Origin of the sequence: Haloferula helveola, assembly GCF_037076345.1 — a bacterium.
GTDB classification, from domain to species: domain Bacteria; phylum Verrucomicrobiota; class Verrucomicrobiia; order Verrucomicrobiales; family Akkermansiaceae; genus Haloferula; species Haloferula helveola.
Window position 1 is genome coordinate 2,453,121 of record NZ_AP024702.1, and the last position, 20,054, is coordinate 2,473,174.

At 63.4% G+C, this 20,054-nt stretch carries 12 protein-coding genes and 1 tRNA gene; 6 read left to right on the plus strand and 7 right to left on the minus strand.

What is annotated here, in order from left to right:
- Positions 1–106 precede the first annotated feature (106 nt).
- Positions 107–3,253, plus strand: coding sequence for an alanine--tRNA ligase (gene alaS, locus HAHE_RS09060; RefSeq protein ID WP_338690364.1), 3,147 nt, complete (start codon positions 107–109; stop codon positions 3,251–3,253).
- A 106-nt stretch (positions 3,254–3,359) separates the two neighbouring features.
- Here alaS and HAHE_RS09065 read toward each other — a convergent pair whose 3' ends face one another.
- The 6 genes from HAHE_RS09065 to argC form a co-directional block, all read right to left on the minus strand.
- The gene (locus HAHE_RS09065) at positions 3,360–4,298 is read right to left on the minus strand and encodes a hypothetical protein (protein WP_338690365.1); all 939 of its coding nucleotides are present in this window, start codon (positions 4,296–4,298) and stop codon (positions 3,360–3,362) included.
- A gap of 45 nt (positions 4,299–4,343) precedes the next feature.
- Positions 4,344–5,207 carry a hypothetical protein gene (locus HAHE_RS09070; protein ID WP_338690366.1) on the minus strand — a complete coding sequence of 288 codons (864 nt, stop codon included), beginning with the start codon at positions 5,205–5,207 and terminating at the stop codon, positions 4,344–4,346.
- A 132-nt stretch (positions 5,208–5,339) separates the two neighbouring features.
- On the minus strand, positions 5,340–5,639 hold the full coding sequence (locus tag HAHE_RS09075) for a transcriptional regulator (RefSeq protein WP_338690367.1): 300 nt from the start codon (positions 5,637–5,639) through the stop codon (positions 5,340–5,342).
- Positions 5,636–6,262, minus strand: a complete 627-nt coding sequence (locus HAHE_RS09080; RefSeq protein WP_338690368.1) for a hypothetical protein — start codon at positions 6,260–6,262, stop codon at positions 5,636–5,638. Before HAHE_RS09080 ends, HAHE_RS09075 begins: the two co-directional genes overlap by 4 nt.
- A gap of 83 nt (positions 6,263–6,345) precedes the next feature.
- On the minus strand, positions 6,346–7,599 hold the full coding sequence (gene argJ, locus HAHE_RS09085) for a bifunctional glutamate N-acetyltransferase/amino-acid acetyltransferase ArgJ (RefSeq protein WP_338690369.1): 1,254 nt from the start codon (positions 7,597–7,599) through the stop codon (positions 6,346–6,348).
- 32 nt (positions 7,600–7,631) lie between these two features.
- Positions 7,632–8,675, minus strand: a complete 1,044-nt coding sequence (argC, locus tag HAHE_RS09090; RefSeq protein ID WP_338690370.1) for an N-acetyl-gamma-glutamyl-phosphate reductase — start codon at positions 8,673–8,675, stop codon at positions 7,632–7,634.
- Between the two features lie 137 nt (positions 8,676–8,812).
- On the opposite strand from argC, the gene HAHE_RS09095 reads away from it, so the two are divergent.
- A tRNA-Pro gene (locus HAHE_RS09095) sits at positions 8,813–8,889 on the plus strand.
- Positions 8,890–9,107: 218 nt separating this feature from the next.
- Positions 9,108–9,356: a GIY-YIG nuclease family protein gene (locus tag HAHE_RS09100; RefSeq protein ID WP_338690371.1), complete on the plus strand. Its 249-nt coding sequence runs from the start codon at positions 9,108–9,110 to the stop codon at positions 9,354–9,356.
- Between the two features lie 67 nt (positions 9,357–9,423).
- Here HAHE_RS09100 and HAHE_RS09105 read toward each other — a convergent pair whose 3' ends face one another.
- The gene (locus tag HAHE_RS09105; RefSeq protein WP_338690372.1) at positions 9,424–10,542 is read right to left on the minus strand and encodes a substrate-binding domain-containing protein; all 1,119 of its coding nucleotides are present in this window, start codon (positions 10,540–10,542) and stop codon (positions 9,424–9,426) included.
- Between the two features lie 115 nt (positions 10,543–10,657).
- Here HAHE_RS09105 and HAHE_RS09110 point away from each other — a divergent pair, with 115 nt between their 5' ends.
- From HAHE_RS09110 to HAHE_RS09120, 3 genes are all read left to right on the plus strand, one after another.
- Positions 10,658–11,362 carry a hypothetical protein gene (locus HAHE_RS09110; protein WP_338690373.1) on the plus strand — a complete coding sequence of 235 codons (705 nt, stop codon included), beginning with the start codon at positions 10,658–10,660 and terminating at the stop codon, positions 11,360–11,362.
- 19 nt (positions 11,363–11,381) lie between these two features.
- On the plus strand, positions 11,382–15,521 hold the full coding sequence (locus tag HAHE_RS09115) for a LamG-like jellyroll fold domain-containing protein (protein WP_338690375.1): 4,140 nt from the start codon (positions 11,382–11,384) through the stop codon (positions 15,519–15,521).
- Between the two features lie 201 nt (positions 15,522–15,722).
- A complete protein-coding gene (locus HAHE_RS09120; RefSeq protein ID WP_338690377.1) occupies positions 15,723–19,973 on the plus strand; it encodes a nucleoside hydrolase-like domain-containing protein in 4,251 nt (1,416 codons plus the stop codon).
- The last annotated feature ends 81 nt before the right edge of the window (positions 19,974–20,054 follow it).

Genomic DNA, 20,054 nt, shown 5'->3' on the forward strand with positions numbered 1-20,054 from the left:
TCTCTACGGCCCTTTGCCCCCGCGCGTCCGCTCAGCCGACGCTTTACTCGGCGCCGGGATTTTCCCAAGTTCCCCGCCCTTTCGTCCTCAACGACTTCCCGCGTCCATGACCGCCGCCGAGATCCGCCAGAGCTTCCTCGATTTCTTCCGCGAAAAGCAGCACACCATCGTGCCTTCCGCGCCCTTGCTTCCCCAATCGCCGGGTCTTCTTTTCACCAACGCGGGGATGAACCCGTTCGTGCCGTATTTCCTCGGGACCGAGAAGGCTCCGTACGATCCGGGACGGGCGACGGACACGCAGAAGTGCATCCGCGCCGGTGGCAAGCACAACGACCTCGATGATGTCGGCTACGACACCTACCACCACACCTTCTTCGAGATGCTCGGGAACTGGTCGTTCGGCGACTACTTCAAAGCCGAGGCGATCCAATGGGCGTGGGAACTGGTGGTCGAGCGCTGGGGCCTCCCGGCCAACCGGCTCTACGCGACGGTTTACGCGCCCGACAAGGCCAAGGGCGATCCGGGTGAGTTCGACCAGGAGGCTTGGGATCTCTGGGCCGAGCTCTTCAAAGGCAAGGGCCTCGATCCCCGCAAGCACATCGTCGATGGCAACGTGAAGGACAACTTCTGGATGATGGGCGAGACCGGCCCGTGCGGCCCTTGCTCCGAACTTCACGTCGACCTCACCCCGAACGGCGACTCGAACGGTCAGCTGGTCAATGGTGACTCTGACCTGTGCATCGAGATCTGGAACCTCGTGTTCATCCAGTACAACGCCGAGGCCGACGGATCCTTCCGCGACCTGCCTGCCAAGCACATCGATACCGGCATGGGATTCGAGCGAGCCTGCTCGATCATCCAGAACACGAAGGGCTTCACCGACTTCTCGGTCAAGCCGAGCAACTACGCGACCGACGTCTTCACCCCGATCTTCCGCAAGCTTGAGGAGCTGAGCGGCAAGACCTACGTGAACATCTATCCGGAACTCGATGCCGACCGCTCGGCGTTCTCGGAGGAGATGAAGGTGGCCATCGCTTTCCGGGTGATCGCCGACCACCTGCGCACGCTATCGTTCTCGATCGCCGATGGGATTCTCCCGGGCAACAACGGCCGGAACTACGTCCTTCGCCGTATTTTGCGCCGGGCCGTCCGCTACGGTCGCGAGTTGGGCTTTTCAGGCGACAAGCCGTTCTTCGGCGCGCTGGTTTCCACGCTGGTCGAACAGATGGGAGGGGTCTTCCCGGAACTGAAGGAGCGGGAGGCTGCGATCCGCGTGACGCTCGAGCGCGAGGAAGCGAGCTTCAACGAGACGCTGGACCGTGGGCTAGTGCTGTTTGGCGCGCACTATCAGCACCTACAAAAGCGAAAGATCGAAGTCCCGAGGCTTCTGGAGATTTGTGCAAAACTCAGACATGCGATTCAAGACGGAGTGGCATCGGAGTTGATTCTCGACCTTCTCCAGTCGATGCACGCTTCTGGGGTAGAGCTATATGATCATTTCAACAGATATTCAACTACTCGGGTCCAAGAGGCTGCCAGTAGGGCGCTTAGTTTTTCTAACGATTGGCAAAGCGTCATCAAGCCGCCGAACTCTGAGCTATTGACCGGAGAACCCATTGAAAGAGACAGATTTGAAAGTGACCTTAGGACGTTGGAATCACAGCTCCGAAGGTTGAACGATTCATTCTACGGGATCGAGGGCGAGGTGGCGTTCGAGCTCTACGATACCTTCGGCTTCCCCATCGACCTGACCGAGCTGCTCTGCGCGGACCGCGCGATCAAGGTCAACATGCAGCGTTTCGAGGAACTGATGGAGGAGCAGCGTGAACGCGCCCGCGCAGCCCAGAAGACCTCGGTGGTGCGCGCTCTCGACATCTCGACGGAGGCGGTGACCGCCTTCACGGGTTTCGACTCCGACGAAGCCGATGTGCTGGTCCTTGAAGTCCATCCCCAGGACGATTCGTTGTTCGTGATCACCGACAAGACCCCGTTCTATGCTGAAATGGGTGGTCAGGTCGGAGACACCGGCATTCTAGTCAAGGATGCGCTGGCCCACAACGTCACCGCGGTTCAGCAGATCGGTCGTGCGCGTGCCCACGCGGTTCCCGCCGACGCCGACGTCAAGCCGGGCGACACCGTGAAGCTCCGGGTCGATGCGAAGCGCCGCCGCCCGATCGAGGCGCACCACACCGCGACTCATCTGCTTCACTGGGCGCTTCACGAGGTGGTGTCGAGCGACGCCGCCCAGCAGGGCTCGTCGGTCGACGAGGAGCGCCTGCGTTTCGACTTCAACAGCGCTCCGGTCACCGCCGAGCAGATCGAGGCGATGGAGGAAAAGGTCAACGCCTGCATTACCGCCGACGAGCCGGTGTCCTGGGCAGAGGTCCCGCATGCCGAAATCAAGGAGCGCAAGGACATCATGCAGTTCTTCGGCGACAAGTACGGAGATACGGTGCGTGTCGTACAAATCGGTGGCGCCCCCCGCGAGCTCGACGGCTATTCGATGGAACTCTGCGGTGGAACCCACGTCCGCAAGACGGGAGAAATCGGTTTGTTCAAGATCCGCAGTGAAGGCGCGATCGCGTCGGGTGTCCGACGCATCGAGGCGGTCTGCGGCGACAGTGCGTGGGAGCACCTGCAGCACATGGCGCGCGACATGGATGACGAAACGGACACGCTCCAAGCGAAGCTCGCGGCGGCGAACGCGAAGCTCGACGAGCTCGGCGAGGAGCCGGTTTCGGTGGGCGACATGCCGCGGATCATGACCGCGATGCTTGTCGAAAAGGGCGACATTCGTCAGATCAATCACACGCTCGGCATGCTTCGTTCGAAGCTGGACGAGCTCCGCGAGGCGGGCATCGAGGCCGAAAAGCGGGTGAAGAAACTCCAGGCATCCGCCGCAGCCAAGCAGGCCGATGCCGCGCTGGCTTTGCTGATCGAACAGGGAGGACCGATCGTGACTTCGATCGAGTCCGACGCGTCACTGTTGCAGGAGCTTCTGAACGGCCTGAAGAAGAAGCAGTTCACGGATGCCGCTTTCGTCATCGTGGACGACGGCGACAAGCTCCACCTCGGCGCCTACTGCGGCGAGGCGGCGCAAGCTCGGGGTCTCAAGGCTGGCGATCTTCTTCGCGAGCTGGCGGCATTGGCCGGCGGCAAGGGCGGTGGCAAGCCGGACATGGCCCGCGGTGCGGCACCGGAACGCGACAAGCTCGGCGAAATGGAAGCCGCGGCGAAGGCGAAGCTGGCCTGAGCTTTTTCGCCGGAATGATGGACCGCGAGCTTCAGCTCGCCCGGGTTGGTCCGGCAGCTGGCATGACGGGGCGAGCTGAAGCTCGCGGTCCATCTGCTGACAATTCCTAGCCTTGGGTATCGGTCGCCTCGTCCTTCGGCTCGACCAGTTCGCGGAAGCGTGCTTCCCAGTCGCGGGCATGGCTGTGGCCGATGTGGTTCTTGAGATGGGTCAGCATCGCGACCGCGGCGGTCTGCTGGTCGCCCTGCTTGAAGAGATCCTCTTCCTTTTCCCACTCCAGCATCGGACGGGTATCAGTGGTGAAAGCGATGCGCTCCGGGCTCATGCCATCCTCGGCGTCGCCGCCGGACCAGAAGCCGCAGGTGACATCCTCGAAGTGAATCCGCCGGTCCCAAGCCTCACGCAGGCCTGCGAAGTCCTTTTTCTGTCGAAGCGCGGGAAAGATGACCAGCTGGAAGGGAGCGTCCACCCTCACCTTGTCGCGTCCGGCTTGCAGCGGGGACATCGGCCAGTTCTCGATCTTGTAGCCGCTCAGTCCATAGGCCCGCGCGAAGACCGTCGAATCGACCGGTTGGCCGAGGATGTTGAAGTGGCGACTCAAGGCCTTCGGGTCGCGGTAGATCGCTTCGAGTGCTTCCAGCAACTCGGGCGCCAGCTCCGCCGTCTTCGTCCGGTCGCTGGCGGCCTGCAGAGTGAGAACTGCCCAACGGAGCTGGTGGCGCAGCGCAAGGCCGTGGCCTTCTTCATCGAGCCGGTCCTTGTTGCGACGCTTCCAATCCCGGAAGGCCGAGGAATCCCGGTCCTGCATCTCGAAGTCGACCTTCTCGATGCACTTCACATACAGCTCCGTCGCGGCGTCCTCGTCCTTCATCGCGCTGGAGAAGGCAGCGGCGGCAGCCTTCAAGCGGGTGGTCGCCTGTTCGCCAGCCTGGCCCTTCAGCTCGTCGAGCTGCTCGATCAGCGCCTGCCGGTCGGCTTCGCTCAAGGGAGCGGCATGAAGTTGCGGGACAAGCAGGGTCGCGATGGCCAGGGAACGGATTCTCACAGCCGGAGCTTTTGTCAGAAATCCCCCACCCCTGCCAGCACCACTTCAGCCACCCCGGAGGCGGGCTTCGAGCGCCTCAAGCTCCGCGTCCGGAGTGTGGACTCCAGCCGTCAGTCCGATCCTTCGGTATTCTGTTAGATCGAGGGGAATGGCGGTGTCGGGACTTCCGATTCGTGCCGCCGGCTTCCCATGGCACCGAGCGACTTCGTAAAGGGTCGTGCCGCTGAGGTCGGCGAGGTCGGCGAGGACAAGCACCGCATCGCAGCGCCGGGTGAGGTCGGCCATGGCATCCTCCCGCCGGATCATCGCCGGACTCCGGGTGTCGAGTGCCTGGACATCGCTATCCGGATGCCGCATGCGCAGCGCCGCCGCGACCGTGGCGAAACGGCGGCTGGCGACCGAGGTTTGGCAAAGCAGGCCGAAGCGGGGTGAGAACGGCAGCCGGACGACTTCGTCGGCATTCTCGACGACCGTCACCCGCTCATTTCCCCCGACCAGCGCCTCGCATTCGGGATCGCCTCGGAACCCGACCAGCACCAGATGCCGGAGCTCGGAAGCCAGCAGCGACTTCATCGCGTGGAGGCGTCGCACCGACGGAAGCGTGAGGTCGACCAGCTCATGCCCCTTGGCGCGCCACCCTTGGCGCTGCTCGGCGGACGCTCCGGTCATCGGCACCATCACACGACGGGTGGGAGCGGAGGCATCGTTGAGGTCACCTTCGAGAGCACCGTGACGACGGGCCCGGTCCAGAAGCGCGCGGTGCGGACCGGGAGCGCCGAGCATGGTCAGCGGTCCCGATCCCAGACGCCGGTCCACCTGCAATCCGGCATCCCGCGCCTCCTGACTCATCCCGAGCACCGCCGCCCGGAGAAGCTCCGCGCGCAAAGGTTTGGAAATGATCGTCGACATGGCTTTGTAAAACAAAGTAAGAGGTTCGAAAAGAACCCGCGGATCGCGCGGGCTACCTTTACTTTGTAGAACAAAGCTTAGTTGGCAAGCATCAAATTGCGTTTCGGCCCTGCCTCATCTTCCGCAACGGACTCACTTCCCGAGATCGAGAATCTGCTCAAGCACGGCGAGGTAGCTTTCGAAAGCTGACCGTCCGGCGCGGTTGAGCGAGTAGAGCGTCTGCGGGCGTCCGTCACCGGTGAGTTTGACCGACTCGACGTAGCCCGCATTGCCGAGCGTCCGCAGGTGGGTGATCAGGTTGCCGTCGCTCATCTCGAGCTCCGACTTGAGGTCTTGGAATGCCCACGGCTCGGCACGCGAAGCGAGCAGGGTCATGATGCTGAGCCGGCCCTTTTCGTGAATCGTTTTGTCGAGCTTGGAGAAATCGATCATTCGCCGCTGGCCCCGCGCTTGGTGGTGGTGACGATGGCCGCTCCGTAGAGCAAATGGAAGCCCCCGAACGTGGCGGCCATGAGTCCGGAAGGACCGAGGGTACGGAGGATGGGGGAAATGGTTTGGGCAAAAGTCATCGCACAGAAGCTCGCGAGACCGGTCACCAGAAAGGCGAGTCCGAGCCAGATCATCGACTTCGGTGCGAACTCCCGGATCGCGAGCAGCGCGAGTCCGTAGTGCAGGATCCACATCGATGCCGCCAGGGTTTCGCTGCCCGTCTGACCGTACTTGAGGAACAGGAGACCGAGAAAGCCGCCGGCAAGCAGCGATGGCAGGGCTCCGCGCAGGGCGATCTTCAGACCCTGCGACCAGAACGATTTCTGGTTGGCCGAGGCGGTTCGGAGCAGCTGCCAGATCGCGAAGACGATCACGATGGCGAGCCCGACCAGCCAGACCGTTCCCCACGCCCAGCCGGAGCGCGATTCGGAAAGCCAGCCGGCCGCCAGCGACGCCGCGCCACCGAACAGGGCCGCCTCGCCGGACAAGGCCCGGAAAATCGTCGCCCGCTCCATCATCGAACGGATTGCCCGCAACTGCTCGGCCGCTTCCTCGTGGGTCGTCATGCCGGGACTTTGCGGAGCAAAGCGGAGCGTGGCAAGCTCCGAGGCCGCGGGGAAGCCGCACCGGGGGCCGGACCGCGCGAGCCCTAAACCAGCCCGTCCTTTCGCGCCTGCTTCCAGTAGGCGTACTCGGAGCGGTTGAAGTCGATGTACTCCGGCGAGAGGTCGCTACTGTACATCTCGTAGTCCGCCTTGCCCTGGTTGAGGTGGATCTCGATCCGGAACTCGGGCTTCGCCGCCACGTCCCGGAGCTTGTCCATCGGGGTGTCCGCCTGCAATCCGCCCACGCAGGCGGGCAGACCTTCGTAGAGGATGTCGACCAGCTCCTCGCGGATGCGGGCGCGGGAGTAGCCGACGGCATGCAGCACACGACCCCAATTCGGGTCGCCGCCGTTCCATGAGGCTTTTACCAGCGCCGACTTGCAGACGGCCTCGGCGACCTTCTTGGCATCGAGATAAGTGCGCGCGCCCTTGACCTCGACCGTGACAAATTTCGTCACCCGCTCGCCGTCACGCACGACCGCCTTGGCCAGCTCGATCATCAGCCACCGCAGCGCTTTGCCGAACTGCCGGCAGCGCGGGCCGTTCTTGCGCACCGGTTTCATCCCGGCGGCGCCGTTGGCCAGGACCAGCACGGTGTCGTTGGTGCTGGTGTCACCATCGATGGTGATCCGGTTGAAGCTGTCCTCCACCGCCTCCAGCGTGACCTTCTGCAGACAGTCGCGAGGGATGGCGGCATCGGTCGTGATGAAGCACAGCATCGTCGCCATGCTCGGGCAGATCATGCCGGCACCCTTGACGCAGCCGCCGAGCCGAACGCGGTGTTCACCGAGCTCGAAGGAAATCGCGAGCTCCTTGTGGTGGGTGTCGCTGGTGATGATCGCATTGGCGACATCGGTCCCGTTCTTCGGCCCCAGCCCGGCCACGAGATCGTCGTATTTCGGTTCGATCCGCGCCATCGGCATTGGCAGGCCGATCACGCCGGTCGAGCAGACGGCGACCTCGCCGCGTCGGATCTCAAGCCGTTTGGCGACGTCCTTGGCCATCGCCCGGGCGTCGTGGATGCCCTGCATCCCGGTGCAGGCGTTGGCATTCCCGGAGTTGGCGACGATCGTCCGCAAGTCGCCGCGGCGCAGATGGGTCTGCGAAAGCTTCACCGGTGCCGCCTTCACCCGGTTGGTGGTGAAAGTGCCGGCGGATGTGCACGGCACGTCGGAATGAATGAGCGCGAGATCGAGCCGTTTGGCATCCGGATTCTTGATTCCGCACGAGACGGCGGAGGTCAGGAAGCCGCGGGCAGCGCCGACGCCTCCTTTGATCCGGGTGACAGGAAAGTCCATGAGTAAGGGTGGAGGCCGCGCCTCGCGAACCACTATACCAATTGCAATCCCGCCATCGGCTCAAGTCCGAACAGAAGATTGAACGATTGTAATGCCTGGCTTCCGGCTCCCTTGCCGAGATTGTCCTCGGCACTCATCAGCAGGACGCGGCCGGTGCGCGCGTCGTGTTCCCATCCGATGTCGATGAAGTTGGTCCGCGTAACGTGCTTGGTATCAGCGCATCCACCCTTGCCGAGCAGCCGGACGAAGTCGGCATCGGCATAGGCCTTCTCCAGCGCCTCGCCGACCGCGGCGGCATCGACTCCCGGCTTGAGCATCGCGGTGGTGGTCGTGGCGATTCCGGCATTCACCGGGATCAGATGCGGGATGAAAGTGATCGTCACCTTGTCGCCGGCGGCCAGCGACAGCTCCTGCTCGATCTCCGACAGGTGCCGGTGCTTCGGCACGCCATAGGCGCGGACGCTTTCGTTGCACTCGCAGAAGAGCAGGGGGATGTCGGCCTTCCGGCCCGCACCGCTGACGCCGCTCATCGAGTTGGCGACGATGGTCGCGGGGTCGATCAGCCCCGCCTTGAGGAGTGGGATCAATGGCAGCAGAATGCTGGTCGGGTAGCAGCCGGGCGACGCGACGAGCCGGGCTGCGGCGATCGCATTGCTGCGCACCTCCGGCAGACCATAGACCGCCTCGCCGAGCAGATCGGGAGCCGGGTGCTCGTGACCGTAGAATTCGGCATAGACCTGCGGGTCCCGGAGCCGGAAGTCGGCGCTGAGGTCGATCACCTTGAGTCCGCGCTCGAGAAGGGCCCGAGCGATCTCTGCCGCCACCCCGTGTGGGAGGGCGAGAAAGGCGGCCTTGGCGCCAGTCGCGGCGATCGCGTCCGGGTCGGGCCCGATGAACGCCAGTTCGGAGCCGGGCATGCCGCGGAAGCGCGGAAACACGTCGCCGAGCGATCGGCCGGCTTCCTGACGCGAGGTGGCGGCGACCAGTTCGATGCCCGGGTGCATCAACAGCAGCCTCACCAGTTCCTGACCGGTGTAGCCGCTGGCTCCGACGATGGCGGTTTTGACACGCTCCATGCCCCCGGAATCGCACGATTCGCGGGCCTTGCCAACTCCCGATGGAAATGGCGATGGCGGGGTGGGCGGCCCCGTTTTCAGGACTTGCCAACCTCCGTGCGCCCTGATTGTCTGCCCGCCCGTTCGCGGAAGTGTGACGGGCTGTGGCGCAGTCTGGTAGCGCACCTGCATGGGGTGCAGGGGGTCGTGGGTTCGAATCCCGCCAGCCCGACCATTCTTCGCTTTCGCATTCGCGAAAGCTACGAATGGCAGGCCCGAAGTGGCAGCTTCCGCTGCGGGTAGGAGGTGGAGAGTTCCTTGGCGAAAGGGAAGAATGCCCTTCGTAGCCGTGAGAACCGGCGGTCGGCCCCGGTTTCTCGATAGGGCTCGATGGTGCTCTGCGGCGACTTCTTGCCTTGGCGAAGCAGGGCAGGTTGGCGTGACCTATCAAACGTGTTCTACGCCTATATTCTACGCTCGGAGAAGCATCCTGACCGGTTCTACTACGGCTTCACCACCGACTTGAAGACACGCCTGCTGGCCCACAACCGGGGCGAGAACCTCTCAACGCGGCACGGATGCCCCTGGATGTTGGCGTGGTATGGGGCCTTTGAGAAGGAGCCCGATGCGGTGGCTTTCGAGGCCTACCTCAAGACTGCCTCGGGCAAAGCGTTTGCGCGGAAGAGACTCCTGACCGGGTGACTTCAAGCCGGAGCGGAGGCAATCCCGCCAGCCCGCCCGATCACCGACCTCCGGACCGCGACCCCACCTACGCCGGTCCCGCACCAACACTCTCGGCCTCGACGAACTCGGGCATGACCGCTGTGGTCCGGATCCGGCCCGTACCGTGCTGGATCAGCGTGACGATCATCTCCGCAGCCTTGCGCCCCATCGCCTCGGCATTGATCCGATACCGGGCTGTGGTCGGATAAGTCATGCCAAGCAGGTAGTCATCGACACATGAAAGAACGCTCGCTTCGCCGGGCACCCGGATTCCGGCTGCGAGAAGGTGGCACAGGACGGTGACCGCCGTCTCGTTCGCCCCGACGAGAAAGGCCGTCGGTCTCGGCCGCGAGGCGAGCAGATCCAGAATGGCCCTTCGGACCGCTTGCGATCCCATCTCATAGGTCACGACGGTTGCCCGGGCTCCGAGCCGCAGTGCTTCCGCTTTGAAGACCTCCGCCGTCAAGCGGTCGCTCGCGCTGGTGACGGTCGCCATCAGGTACACCAATTCGCGATGACCGCGCCCGGACAGCAGGCCTGCCGCATGCCGCGCCAGCGCTTCGACATCAGGATAAACGGCACACAGGGGTACCGCTTCGGTCACCCGGCCGACCACCACGGTCGGTCGAGCACTTTTCGCGAACCACTTCTGGATCTCCGGCGTCGCATAGAGCAGCGCCCAACCTGCTGTATCGGGAAGCGCGTCCAGGCGAGCGAGCTTCGAGGCCTGGAAGCGCTCGTAGAGTTGGGGGTGATGCTCCACCTCGAGGTTGAGGCCCTCCGACATCAGCCTCTCATTCAATGCCTCCAGCACTTCCCGGATGGAAGAGCTGAACATCCAGGGGTGGAACGGTGTCAGAACCCGGACGATCCGCCCCCGAACGGAGGGCCTCTTCCGCTGCCGCCGAACGATCCGGTGCGACCGGCCCCGGCCGCCCAACTCGAGCCATTTCTCGTTGGCGAGCTGCGCCAGCGCCTTTCGCAGGGTCATCCGGCTGACTTGAAATTCCCGGCACAAGGTCAGCTCCGGAGGCAGGCTGCCCCGCCAGCGGCCGCCGAGAATCCCCTCACGCAGCAAGGTCACAAGCTGGTCGTGAATCAGGATTCGTTTTGGGGTGCCCGGCATCGGATTCCTTGAGCCGGATCCTTCCGGCAGCTTCGCCATCCTAGCATCCCTAGAGTCTACTCACTAGACTTATTGGAGGCGCCTAATTCCTGTTGAGCCGAGGTCCACGCGGCCCTTGATTACCCCGGCCGCACCGTCCGGCAAAAACCCAGCCATGATTCAAGCACGACCAGCGAGCGCGATCGCCGCCGGGGGGATTCTCATCCTCGTGGTGGCAGGTGGCGCGCTTTTCAAAAGCCCGACCGCGGCGCCCGCCCCGAAGCACCAAGCCGCGGCAAGCTCTTCCACCGCGCAACCATCGAAGGATCCTTCCCCTTCGCTTCCCGCAACGATGCCCACCGAGGTTGCTCTGCGCCCTCTTCCGGTTTCCGTGACCAGCGACACCCATGAGTGGACCGAGGGGGATGCCTCCGATCTGACCGTGATCCAAAAGCTGGCCCACAGCCCCGACGAGGCTGTCCGCATGATTGAGGAAAACGACCGCATCCATCGGCGCCAGCTGGTCTACCGCAACGAAACCGCGAGCGTCGCGATCCAACGGGCCAAGGCCGAGGGCAAGACGGTCGACCGGCTTACCTTGCCGGCGCTCGACGGTCGGGAGCTCCAGTTCGAGGTGGCCCATGCCGACCTCGACCCGTCCGGATTCTCCGGCTCGCTCGCCGGCCGGCTCGTCGGGCAGCCCGACTCGATGGTGATCCTCTCGTTCCGGGGTGGCCGCGAGGCGTTCTCGGTCAGTTCACCTTCGGAGAACCTTCACCTCCAGGCCGACCCGCGCGAGCCGGGAGAGATCATCGTCAAGAGCATCGATCCCGCGACCTACGTCCAGGGAAGATGCGGCAACCCGGACCACGATCACTGAGTTCTCCCCCCGCAAACCCATGCGCTTTTTCCTGATCATCACCGTGCTTCTCGGCATGCCGGCGGCGTCCCTCGCGGAGGCCGAGGCGGACCTGCTCGTGGCCTTCGACAACTCGTACACCGACGGCGTCGGTGGCGATGAGAACGCGAAGGTACTCACCGCCAATGCCGTCGCGGCTTCCAACTACATCAACCAGGTCAGCGGCAGCCCGGCCCGCATGCGGGTCTGCGGCTATCACAAGACCTGGTGGCAGGGGAACCGTTCGACCCTCGGTGGCTACGTCAATTGGTTGAACAACTACGGCGACAGCGAGCTGAACGACGTGACCTCCGCTGCCGATGCGGCGGGTGCCGACCTCGTTGCCTACATTTGCCAGGGCACCGACACCGGGATCGCCGCGGTCGCCCAGCAGCCGGGCCGCTACGCCGCCTATCAGCCGAACTCCTTCTGGAACAACATCGTCGCCCACGAGTCCGGCGGCCACAACTATGGCCTGGATCACCGGGTCGGCCGGGCAGACCCGAAGACCATCATGCTGCACAACTACTGCGGTGGCGGTTCCCAAGGGTATTTCTCCAACCCCAACATCTGGCTCAACGGCGTCCAGCTGATCGGAGAAGGGAGCTGTCTCGGCACCGCGCTCCAGGGAGGCGACGCCGTCGCCAACCTCTCAAACGCCGCCCAAGGCGTGGCCGATCGCAGGGAGCGTGTGGTCTGGGGCTCGTATCGCGGCGCGATCACCCACCGCTGGCAGTTCAATCAAGCCGCGGGCGCCGCGCCGGCGGGGACGTCGATCGGCGGAACGGGCGGCACGGCTTACGTGCGCGGCAATGGAGCGACGTTCACCGGCACGGCGCTTCGTCTGCCCGGCGGGACGACCGGCAATGCGGCCGGCAGCTCGATCGCCGCTTACATCGATCTGCCCAACGGAATGTTCTCGGGGATGCCGAACTGGACGCTCGAGATCTGGGCCACGCCGCTTTCGGGAAAGACCTGGATGCGTGTGGTCGACATCGGCCGTCCGGCCGAGGCCGGCGATGGTACGGGCGCGGCGGGCGAATACACGCCGACCGCTTCAAGCCCCGCACCCGGTGTCACCAGTGGCTCCGACCAGATCGGATTGAGCGCCGCCATGGGTGGTGCCAGCCTCAACAATCAGCGATTGATCACCGGTGTAAACGGAACCTATCAGACCGATGATTCCAACCTGGGCACGACGGCCGGAGAGATTCATCACTACGCCATCACGTTCGGTGGAGGCACCATCAAGTGGTATCGCGATGGCACCCTGATCAAGACCCGCAGCGTCAGCTTCAGCTCTGCCGACCTCGAGGACGTCAACAACTGGCTCGGCCGCTCATTGTGGAGCAACGATCAGATGGCCCACATGGATTACCATGACGTCCGCGTCCAAAGCCTGGCGCTCAATGACAGGCAGGTCGCTGCGAACTACCTGATGGGCCCGAACGACTCGGTCGTCACGCTGTGGGCGAATGATCCGTTCGGCAGCTCGGGATTCGTCAACGGCAGTTGGGAATACGGCCAGTCCACCCCGAACCCGACCCAGGACTATGAGATCGGTGAGTTGACCCTGCGCACTCCCGCCAACTCGTCGAACAACTCCTTCCCGGGCAAATCGCTCGCCATCACCGGCGGCGGCACGATGCTCATCAAGAGCACCGCCGCGCGCACCACCACGGTGAACGACCTGCGCCTTGCGGGTAGCACGATCTCAAACGCGGGCAGCGGCACGCAGACGCTTGCCGGGAACATCACCATGGCGACGGCCACCGAGAATTACATTCGCGGCGCGAACGGCGACCTGGTGATTTCCGCCAATATCTCGGGCGGCGTGGGAGGGGGTGGAATGCACTACTCGGAGAACACCATCACCTTGACCGGCGACAACTCGGGATACCACGGCGCCACCATCATCGGCGACGGACGTGCCACCAAGTTGAGAATCAGTGATGAGACCAACCTCGGCGGCAATCCTACTTTCAAGGGCGGAGCATGGCTCCAGTTCAACCGGGGTACGCTCGAGACCACGCAGACGCTGACCCTCGACGATCCCAACCGCGGCATCTTCTTCGACGTCAACGGCGGCACCTTCAATGTCACCACGGGCACGCTCACCATCGACTGTGAACTGACCGGACCGAGTGTGACCGCCGGTTCGCTGGCCAAGCAGGGTCCGGGCTCCCTGATCCTGAACAGCCCCAGCAGCACCTTCAACGGCGTGGTCTACGTCGACTCCGGCAGCACCACCGCCAACGACGGCATCCTCCTGGTTACCACGACCGAAGCGCTTTCCGGCGCCCGCTCACCGATCTACATCAGAAACAACAATGGCGGCAGTTCCACACTCGAACTTGCCGGCGACATCACCCTCAACAAGTGGATCGATCTTAGCGGTCGGAACAACAGCGTGCCTTCCATCCGGAACATCTCCGGCAACAACACGATGCAGGGTGTGCTTCTACAGGCCGGTGGCGGCGACTACCGCATCCAGTCCGACAGCGGATTGCTTACGATGACCACCGTACTGCAGTCGGCTGCGGGTGGCACCCGTACCCTAACCTTCCAGGGCGACGGCGACGTCACATTGACTTCCGCGATTCAAAACGGCAGCGCCGACCAGATCAACGTCGTCAAGACCGGTGCCGGAACGCTGACACTTGGCGGCGCCTGCACGCACACCGGCAGTGTGACCGTGAGTGGCGGCACGCTGTTTGCCAATCCCGGCAACGGGGCCACCAACCGCGCCATGAGCTACGTGAGCGGGATCACCGTCAACGACGGGGCCATCCTCAAGGCCGGTCCGAACGGGCTCTTCGGTTGGAACGGAACGCAGACCAAGCCGATCACGGTGAATGCCGGTGGCCTGCTCACCACCGATGCCAGTGATACCGATGTCAACGTCGGCACGGTCACCCTGGCAGGCGGCACCCTGGCAGGTGGACCCAGCACCGCGTGGGGTTCGTGGAACTTCAAGCGCGTCGCGGGCGCCAAGCTGCGGGTGACAGCCGACTCTTCGGTCACGGCGCTCAATGTCGGTCTCGGTACGGGGAATGCGATCGACATCGACCCCGGCCGGACGCTCACGTTCAGCGGGTCCATCACCGACCTGTCGAGCGAAGGTACCTGCGCACTTACCAAGAACGGCGGCAGCGGGACGCTCGTCCTTTCCGGCACCAATACCTACACCGGGCCGACCTTGCTCGACACGGGCACGACGCTGGTTAACGGCTCGCTGGGCAACACCACCGTCACCGTCGCAAGCGCCGCCACCCTTGGCGGCACCGGTACGATAGCCGGGCCGGTCACGATCAACGGCACCCACAGTCCCGGGGCGAGTGCGGGCGAGCAGGACTTCGGTGGCACGCTCGATTATGGAGCCGCTTCGGTCCTGAAGTGGGAACTTACCGCCAACAGCGTTTCCCCCGGAAGCTTCGATCAGGTCTCTGCCTCCGGTGCCGTTACGATTGCCTCCGGCGCGGCGCTCGATGTCTCATTCAATGCTCCGGGCAGCGGTGTCGCCTTCGATGACATCTTCTGGACGCAAGTCCGCTCGTGGACGGTGCTGACAGGCTCCAGCGTCAGTGGCAGCTTCACCCTCGGAGCGGTCAGCAATGATCCCGGCGGACGAATCCTTACCGACTATGGAACGCTCGCCCTCCAGCAAGACGCGACTTCGGTTACCCTCGTCTTCACACCGGACATCACCCCGACCGAGGCATGGCGGCAGGCGAATTTCGGAGTCGACTGGGACAACCTTGCCGTGTCCGGCGACGACATCGACGTCGAGAAGGACGGCAACGTGAACGTGATCGAATACGCAACCGGCACCGACCCGAACCTCGCGAATGGATCTCCCGTCCAAGGCACCACCGCCGGCGGCAAACTGAAGATTTCCTTCAACCGCAACACCGCGGCCACCGACCTGATTCTCATCGTCACCGTCTCCGACGGACTTGACGGCGGCTGGACGGAAATCGCCCGCAGTGAGAACGGCGCGGCCTTCGTCGCCACCGACCCAAGTGCGCTGGTGAGCGAGACGGGCACCGGCGACATCCGGGCCGTTGAGGTGACCGATGTCGTTACCGTCAACGATCCCGCCCACCCGAAGCGCTTCATGCGGCTCAAGGTCCTCCGCTGAACTCCTTTCCGATCTGCTCGCGCTTCCAGCCAGAAATTTTCGCCGAGAATGTCGGAAGACCGCATCGAACCGCGTTCTTCCGGCAAAAGCTCCCCATTCTACGCGAAGCGGTGAATGGGAGACGCCCCCCGAAAACCCACGACGGCCACTTCAAGCAATGGCCTGCTCAGCAAGCCCCTCGTCAAGCGAGGGAAGGAACCCATGAAACCCGAAAGAACATCCCCCTTGGGGCACTGCGCACTCGTGCTCCTGCTTTCCCTCACACCGTTCGGTGCTCACGCCCAGAACCAGGTGACCGGAACGCCTATCGGTCATACCGGCTCGTACGGGAACAATCCGGCAACCGAGATCGGGGCGGCACTCGATGGCGACCTTGCGACCTTTGTCGACGCGGCGTCCGGATCCGGCGGTTATGTCGGTTATGACGTGGGGGCGGGCAATGAGGTCAACCTCGGGCTGGTTTGCTATGCTCCAAGAACGGGATCGGGATTCCCGGCCCGGATGGTGGGCGGGGAAATCCGGGGATCGAATGATCCGACCCTGGCCAGCTATACCACCCTCGCCACGATCGCCACGGCACCCGCGGAAGGGGTCAGGACCTTGTTGCCGATCTCCTCGGACTTGAGCTTCCGGTATGTCTATTACGCGAGCCCCGTCGACGGCTACTGCAACATCGCCGAGCTGGAATTCTACGAAGACATCAAACTGAGCAGTGCCACGCCGATCGGCCATGCGGGCTCCTTCAACAATGATCCTGCCACCACGATCACCGCGGCGCTCGACAGCAACCTGCTGACCTTCGTCGATGCCCCGACCGCATCGGGCGGCTATGTCGGATACGATTTCGGAGCGGGCAACGAAAAGAGCCTCGGCTGGGTCACGTTCGCTCCCAGACCGGGATTCGCGGGGAGGATGGTCGGAGGGGAAATCCGGGGATCGAACAGCGCGACCCTGACCCCCTACACCACTCTGGGCACCATCGCCACGGCACCCGCCGACGGGATCACGACCGGTTTGCCCATCCCATCGACAGCAAGCTTCCGGTATGTTTGGTACAGCGCTCCTGCGGACAGCTACTGCAACCTCGCCGAAATCACCTTTTATGGCGACATCCCCACCTTGAGCGACCTGACGATCGACACGGGTTCGCTGACTTTCGAAGAGGGCCGCTTCAACTACAAGGTGTTCATCGCCGGCGCGGCCTCGTCGGTCAATCTCACCGCGACTCCCGCGAATGGCGGCCATACGGTCACCAATGGCGGCAACATCAACATCCCGCTGACCGGCGGCCGCGGCATGGGGAAAATCGAAGTGTCCGATGGCACGACCACGACCCTCTACACCGTCGAAGTCATCGCCGCCACGCACCACTATCCATTTGAAGGAAATGCAAACGATCTGGCGGGTGGCGCCCATGGCACGCTCCAGGGTGGCGCCTCTATCAGTAACGGTGCGCTGGTGACTGCCGCACAGGGCCAATACCTTTCGTTCGATCCGGACGCTTTCGATTTCGACTCCTATGATGCCATCACGCTGGAAGCTTTCGTGACCACGTCCTACGGGCAGAACTCAGGCAAATGGACCTATCTTATGCATTTCGGCAATGAGGGCGGAGCTCGTGGCTATTTTGTCGGCCTGACGCGCACCGATAACAATTCGGTGTGTGAATATTCCGGGCCTGGCTATCACGAGACCGGAATCATCGATACGGTGATTCTGAGACCGGAAATCGATGACGGCCAATTCCACCATGTCGTCAGCGTCCTGACGGAGAAAGGGCTCAGTTTTTATCTCGATGGAGAACTCTACGGGTATCTGCCCCGCAACGGCCCCTTCCCGATCAACACGGGTACCGCCACCAAACTGGCGACCTTGGCGCGGGGAGCATGGCTGGCCGACCCCACCTGGATTGGGGAAATCCATGAATTCAACGTTTACCGCGGCTCCATGGATGCCGCGACAGTCGAGGCTCGTTCCACCAGTTTGGTGATCGAAGAACCGACTCCCGATCTGGAAGACGGCACCTACACGATCATCAACCGAAACAGCGGCAAGGCGCTGGATATCTTCGGAGCGGTCGCCTCCGACGGCGCCAACGTGGTGCAATGGGCACCCAACGGCGGCGACAATCAGAAATGGGTTGTGGAGCACCTCACCGGTGACACGTATTCCATCAGGAGTGCCTTGGATTACGCCTTCTCGCTCGATGTCTTCGGATGGAGCACGGTGGATGGCGGCGACATCAAAACCTGGACTCACGGAGGCGGAGCCAACCAGCAATGGGTGATCCAATCCAGAGGTGACATCTACAACACCTTTACCGTCGGCTCGGTGCACAGCGGCAAAGTGCTGGATGTCGTCAACCTGTCGTTCGCCGACGGTGCCAACGTCCAGCAATGGACGAACACCGGCAGCTTGAACCAGGAGTGGTATTTCGAACCGGTTACTCCTTCGGTTCCGACGAATCTGGTCGTCACGACCGAGGACGGCCTCGTCACCCTCACCTGGGACGAGCAGCCGGGATCGACGCGGTTCAACATCATGCGTGATAGCGGGTCGGGTTATGTGACCATTGCGACCGGCGTTCTGGGCAACACCTTCTATGACAGCACGGCAGCAGGCGGCACGAACTACGACTACAAGGTGACCGCCGTCAGCTCCATGACGGAAAGCGGTGCCTCCACGGCGGCCAATGTCACTCCTCTCACGCCCGAACAGCAGTGGCGCATGGACGAGTTCGGTACGATCGACGAAACCGGCCCCTACGCGGACGATGCGGACTTCGATCTCGACGGCGCCAGCAACGAGCTCGAGCGCTACTTTTACATGAACCCGCTGGTCAGCGATACCGACCTCCTGCCGCTGTTCGATTTGTCCGGGCCCAATCTCAGCCTCACCTACCGCAAGGCGAAGTCCGTTCCCGACCTGAATCTCACGGTGGAAGAAGGCGACCTCGTCGGCCCTTGGTCTCCAGCCGCCGGCACGACCGAGATCCTGAGCGAAGACGACATGGTGCAGGAGCTGCGCTTCACCGCGCCCGTGGGAGCGGATCCCAAGAAATTCTTCCGGGTCCGCGCCGAAGAAGCGGACCGCCCCCGGGTTATCGTGACCACCGACGGCGAAGAGGACGACCAAGCCTCGATGGTGCGCTTCCTTCTCACCAGCAACGAATTCGACGTCGAAGCGATCGTGAGCAGCAGCTCCCAGTTCCACTGGGTCGGCGGAACCGGCTGGAACGCGTTTCACCGGACTGAATGGTTCAAGGAGTACATCGCGCTGTATGGGCAGGTCTACGACAACCTGGTGCTCCATGACCCCAACTACCCCTCGCCTGAGTTCCTGCTCAGCCGCAGCAAGGTCGGCAACATCAGTGCCGTCGGTGAATACAACACCCGCACCGAAGGGGCCGAGTTCATCGTGGACATCCTCCTTGATGACACCGACCCGCGTCCCGTCTGGGTGCAGGCATGGGGTGGCTGCAACACGCTCGCGGCCGCGCTCAAGATCATCCAGGACGACCACCCGGCACGCATGGCGGAAGTCGCCGCCAAGCTCCGCCTCTTTCTGATCTGGGAACAGGACCAGAGCTACAAGGACTACATCTATCCGAACTGGGAATCACTGAACATCCCGACGATCATTTCCGACCAGTTCGACTGCATCGCCTACGAATGGGGGAACGACCTTCCGGATTCACTGAAGGCCAGCCATTTCAACTCACCCTGGGCATCGACCAACATCGTCACCGGTCACGGTGCGCTCTGCGCCGCCTACGTGAACAGCGGCGGAGCCTTCAACGCGGAAGGCGACTCACCGGCGTTCCTGCACACCATTCCCAACGGCCTGCGCAGCATGGAATCGCCAGGCTTCGGCGGGTGGGGCGGTCGCTACGTCAATGTGCCCGGCCGCAACAATGTCTGGATGGATCCGCGGCCCGCCGCCGGCGGCACCTGGAACTATCCGAACCCGGCGGCCGGGGAGTGGCGGTCGATTCACAACAGCTGGGCGAAGACGCTGCTCGGCTACGCCAAGCCGGACCGCGAGCAATACTTCAAGCCCATCTGGCGCTGGATGGACGACGCGCAGAACGACCTCGCCGCGCGCGCCGACTGGTGCGTGATGGACTACGCGTCCGCCAACCACCACCCGGTCGTCCGGCTGAAGACGCCGCTCGATATCGATGCCGTCCCCGGGCAGGTGGTGACACTCGATGCCACCCCCACCAGCGATCCCGATGGCGACGCGCTGAGCTTCATGTGGTGGAACTACTTCGAGGCCGATTCCTACCCGGGAGCCGCCCTGCCTTCCACTCCCTCATCGACGGCCACCATCGCGGTTCCCGCCGGTGCGGTCCCCGGGAACACGATCCACATGATCTGCGAGGTGACGGATGGCGGGTCACCGAGTCTGACGCGTTACCAGCGGGTGGTGGTTCACGTGGTGGCTCCCTGAGCCAGGAGTCCCGCCCCAGCCCTTGAGGAAGGCAGTCGAACTCCGCGTGGAAGGGGTTAGACGTGATTCCAGACGCCGACC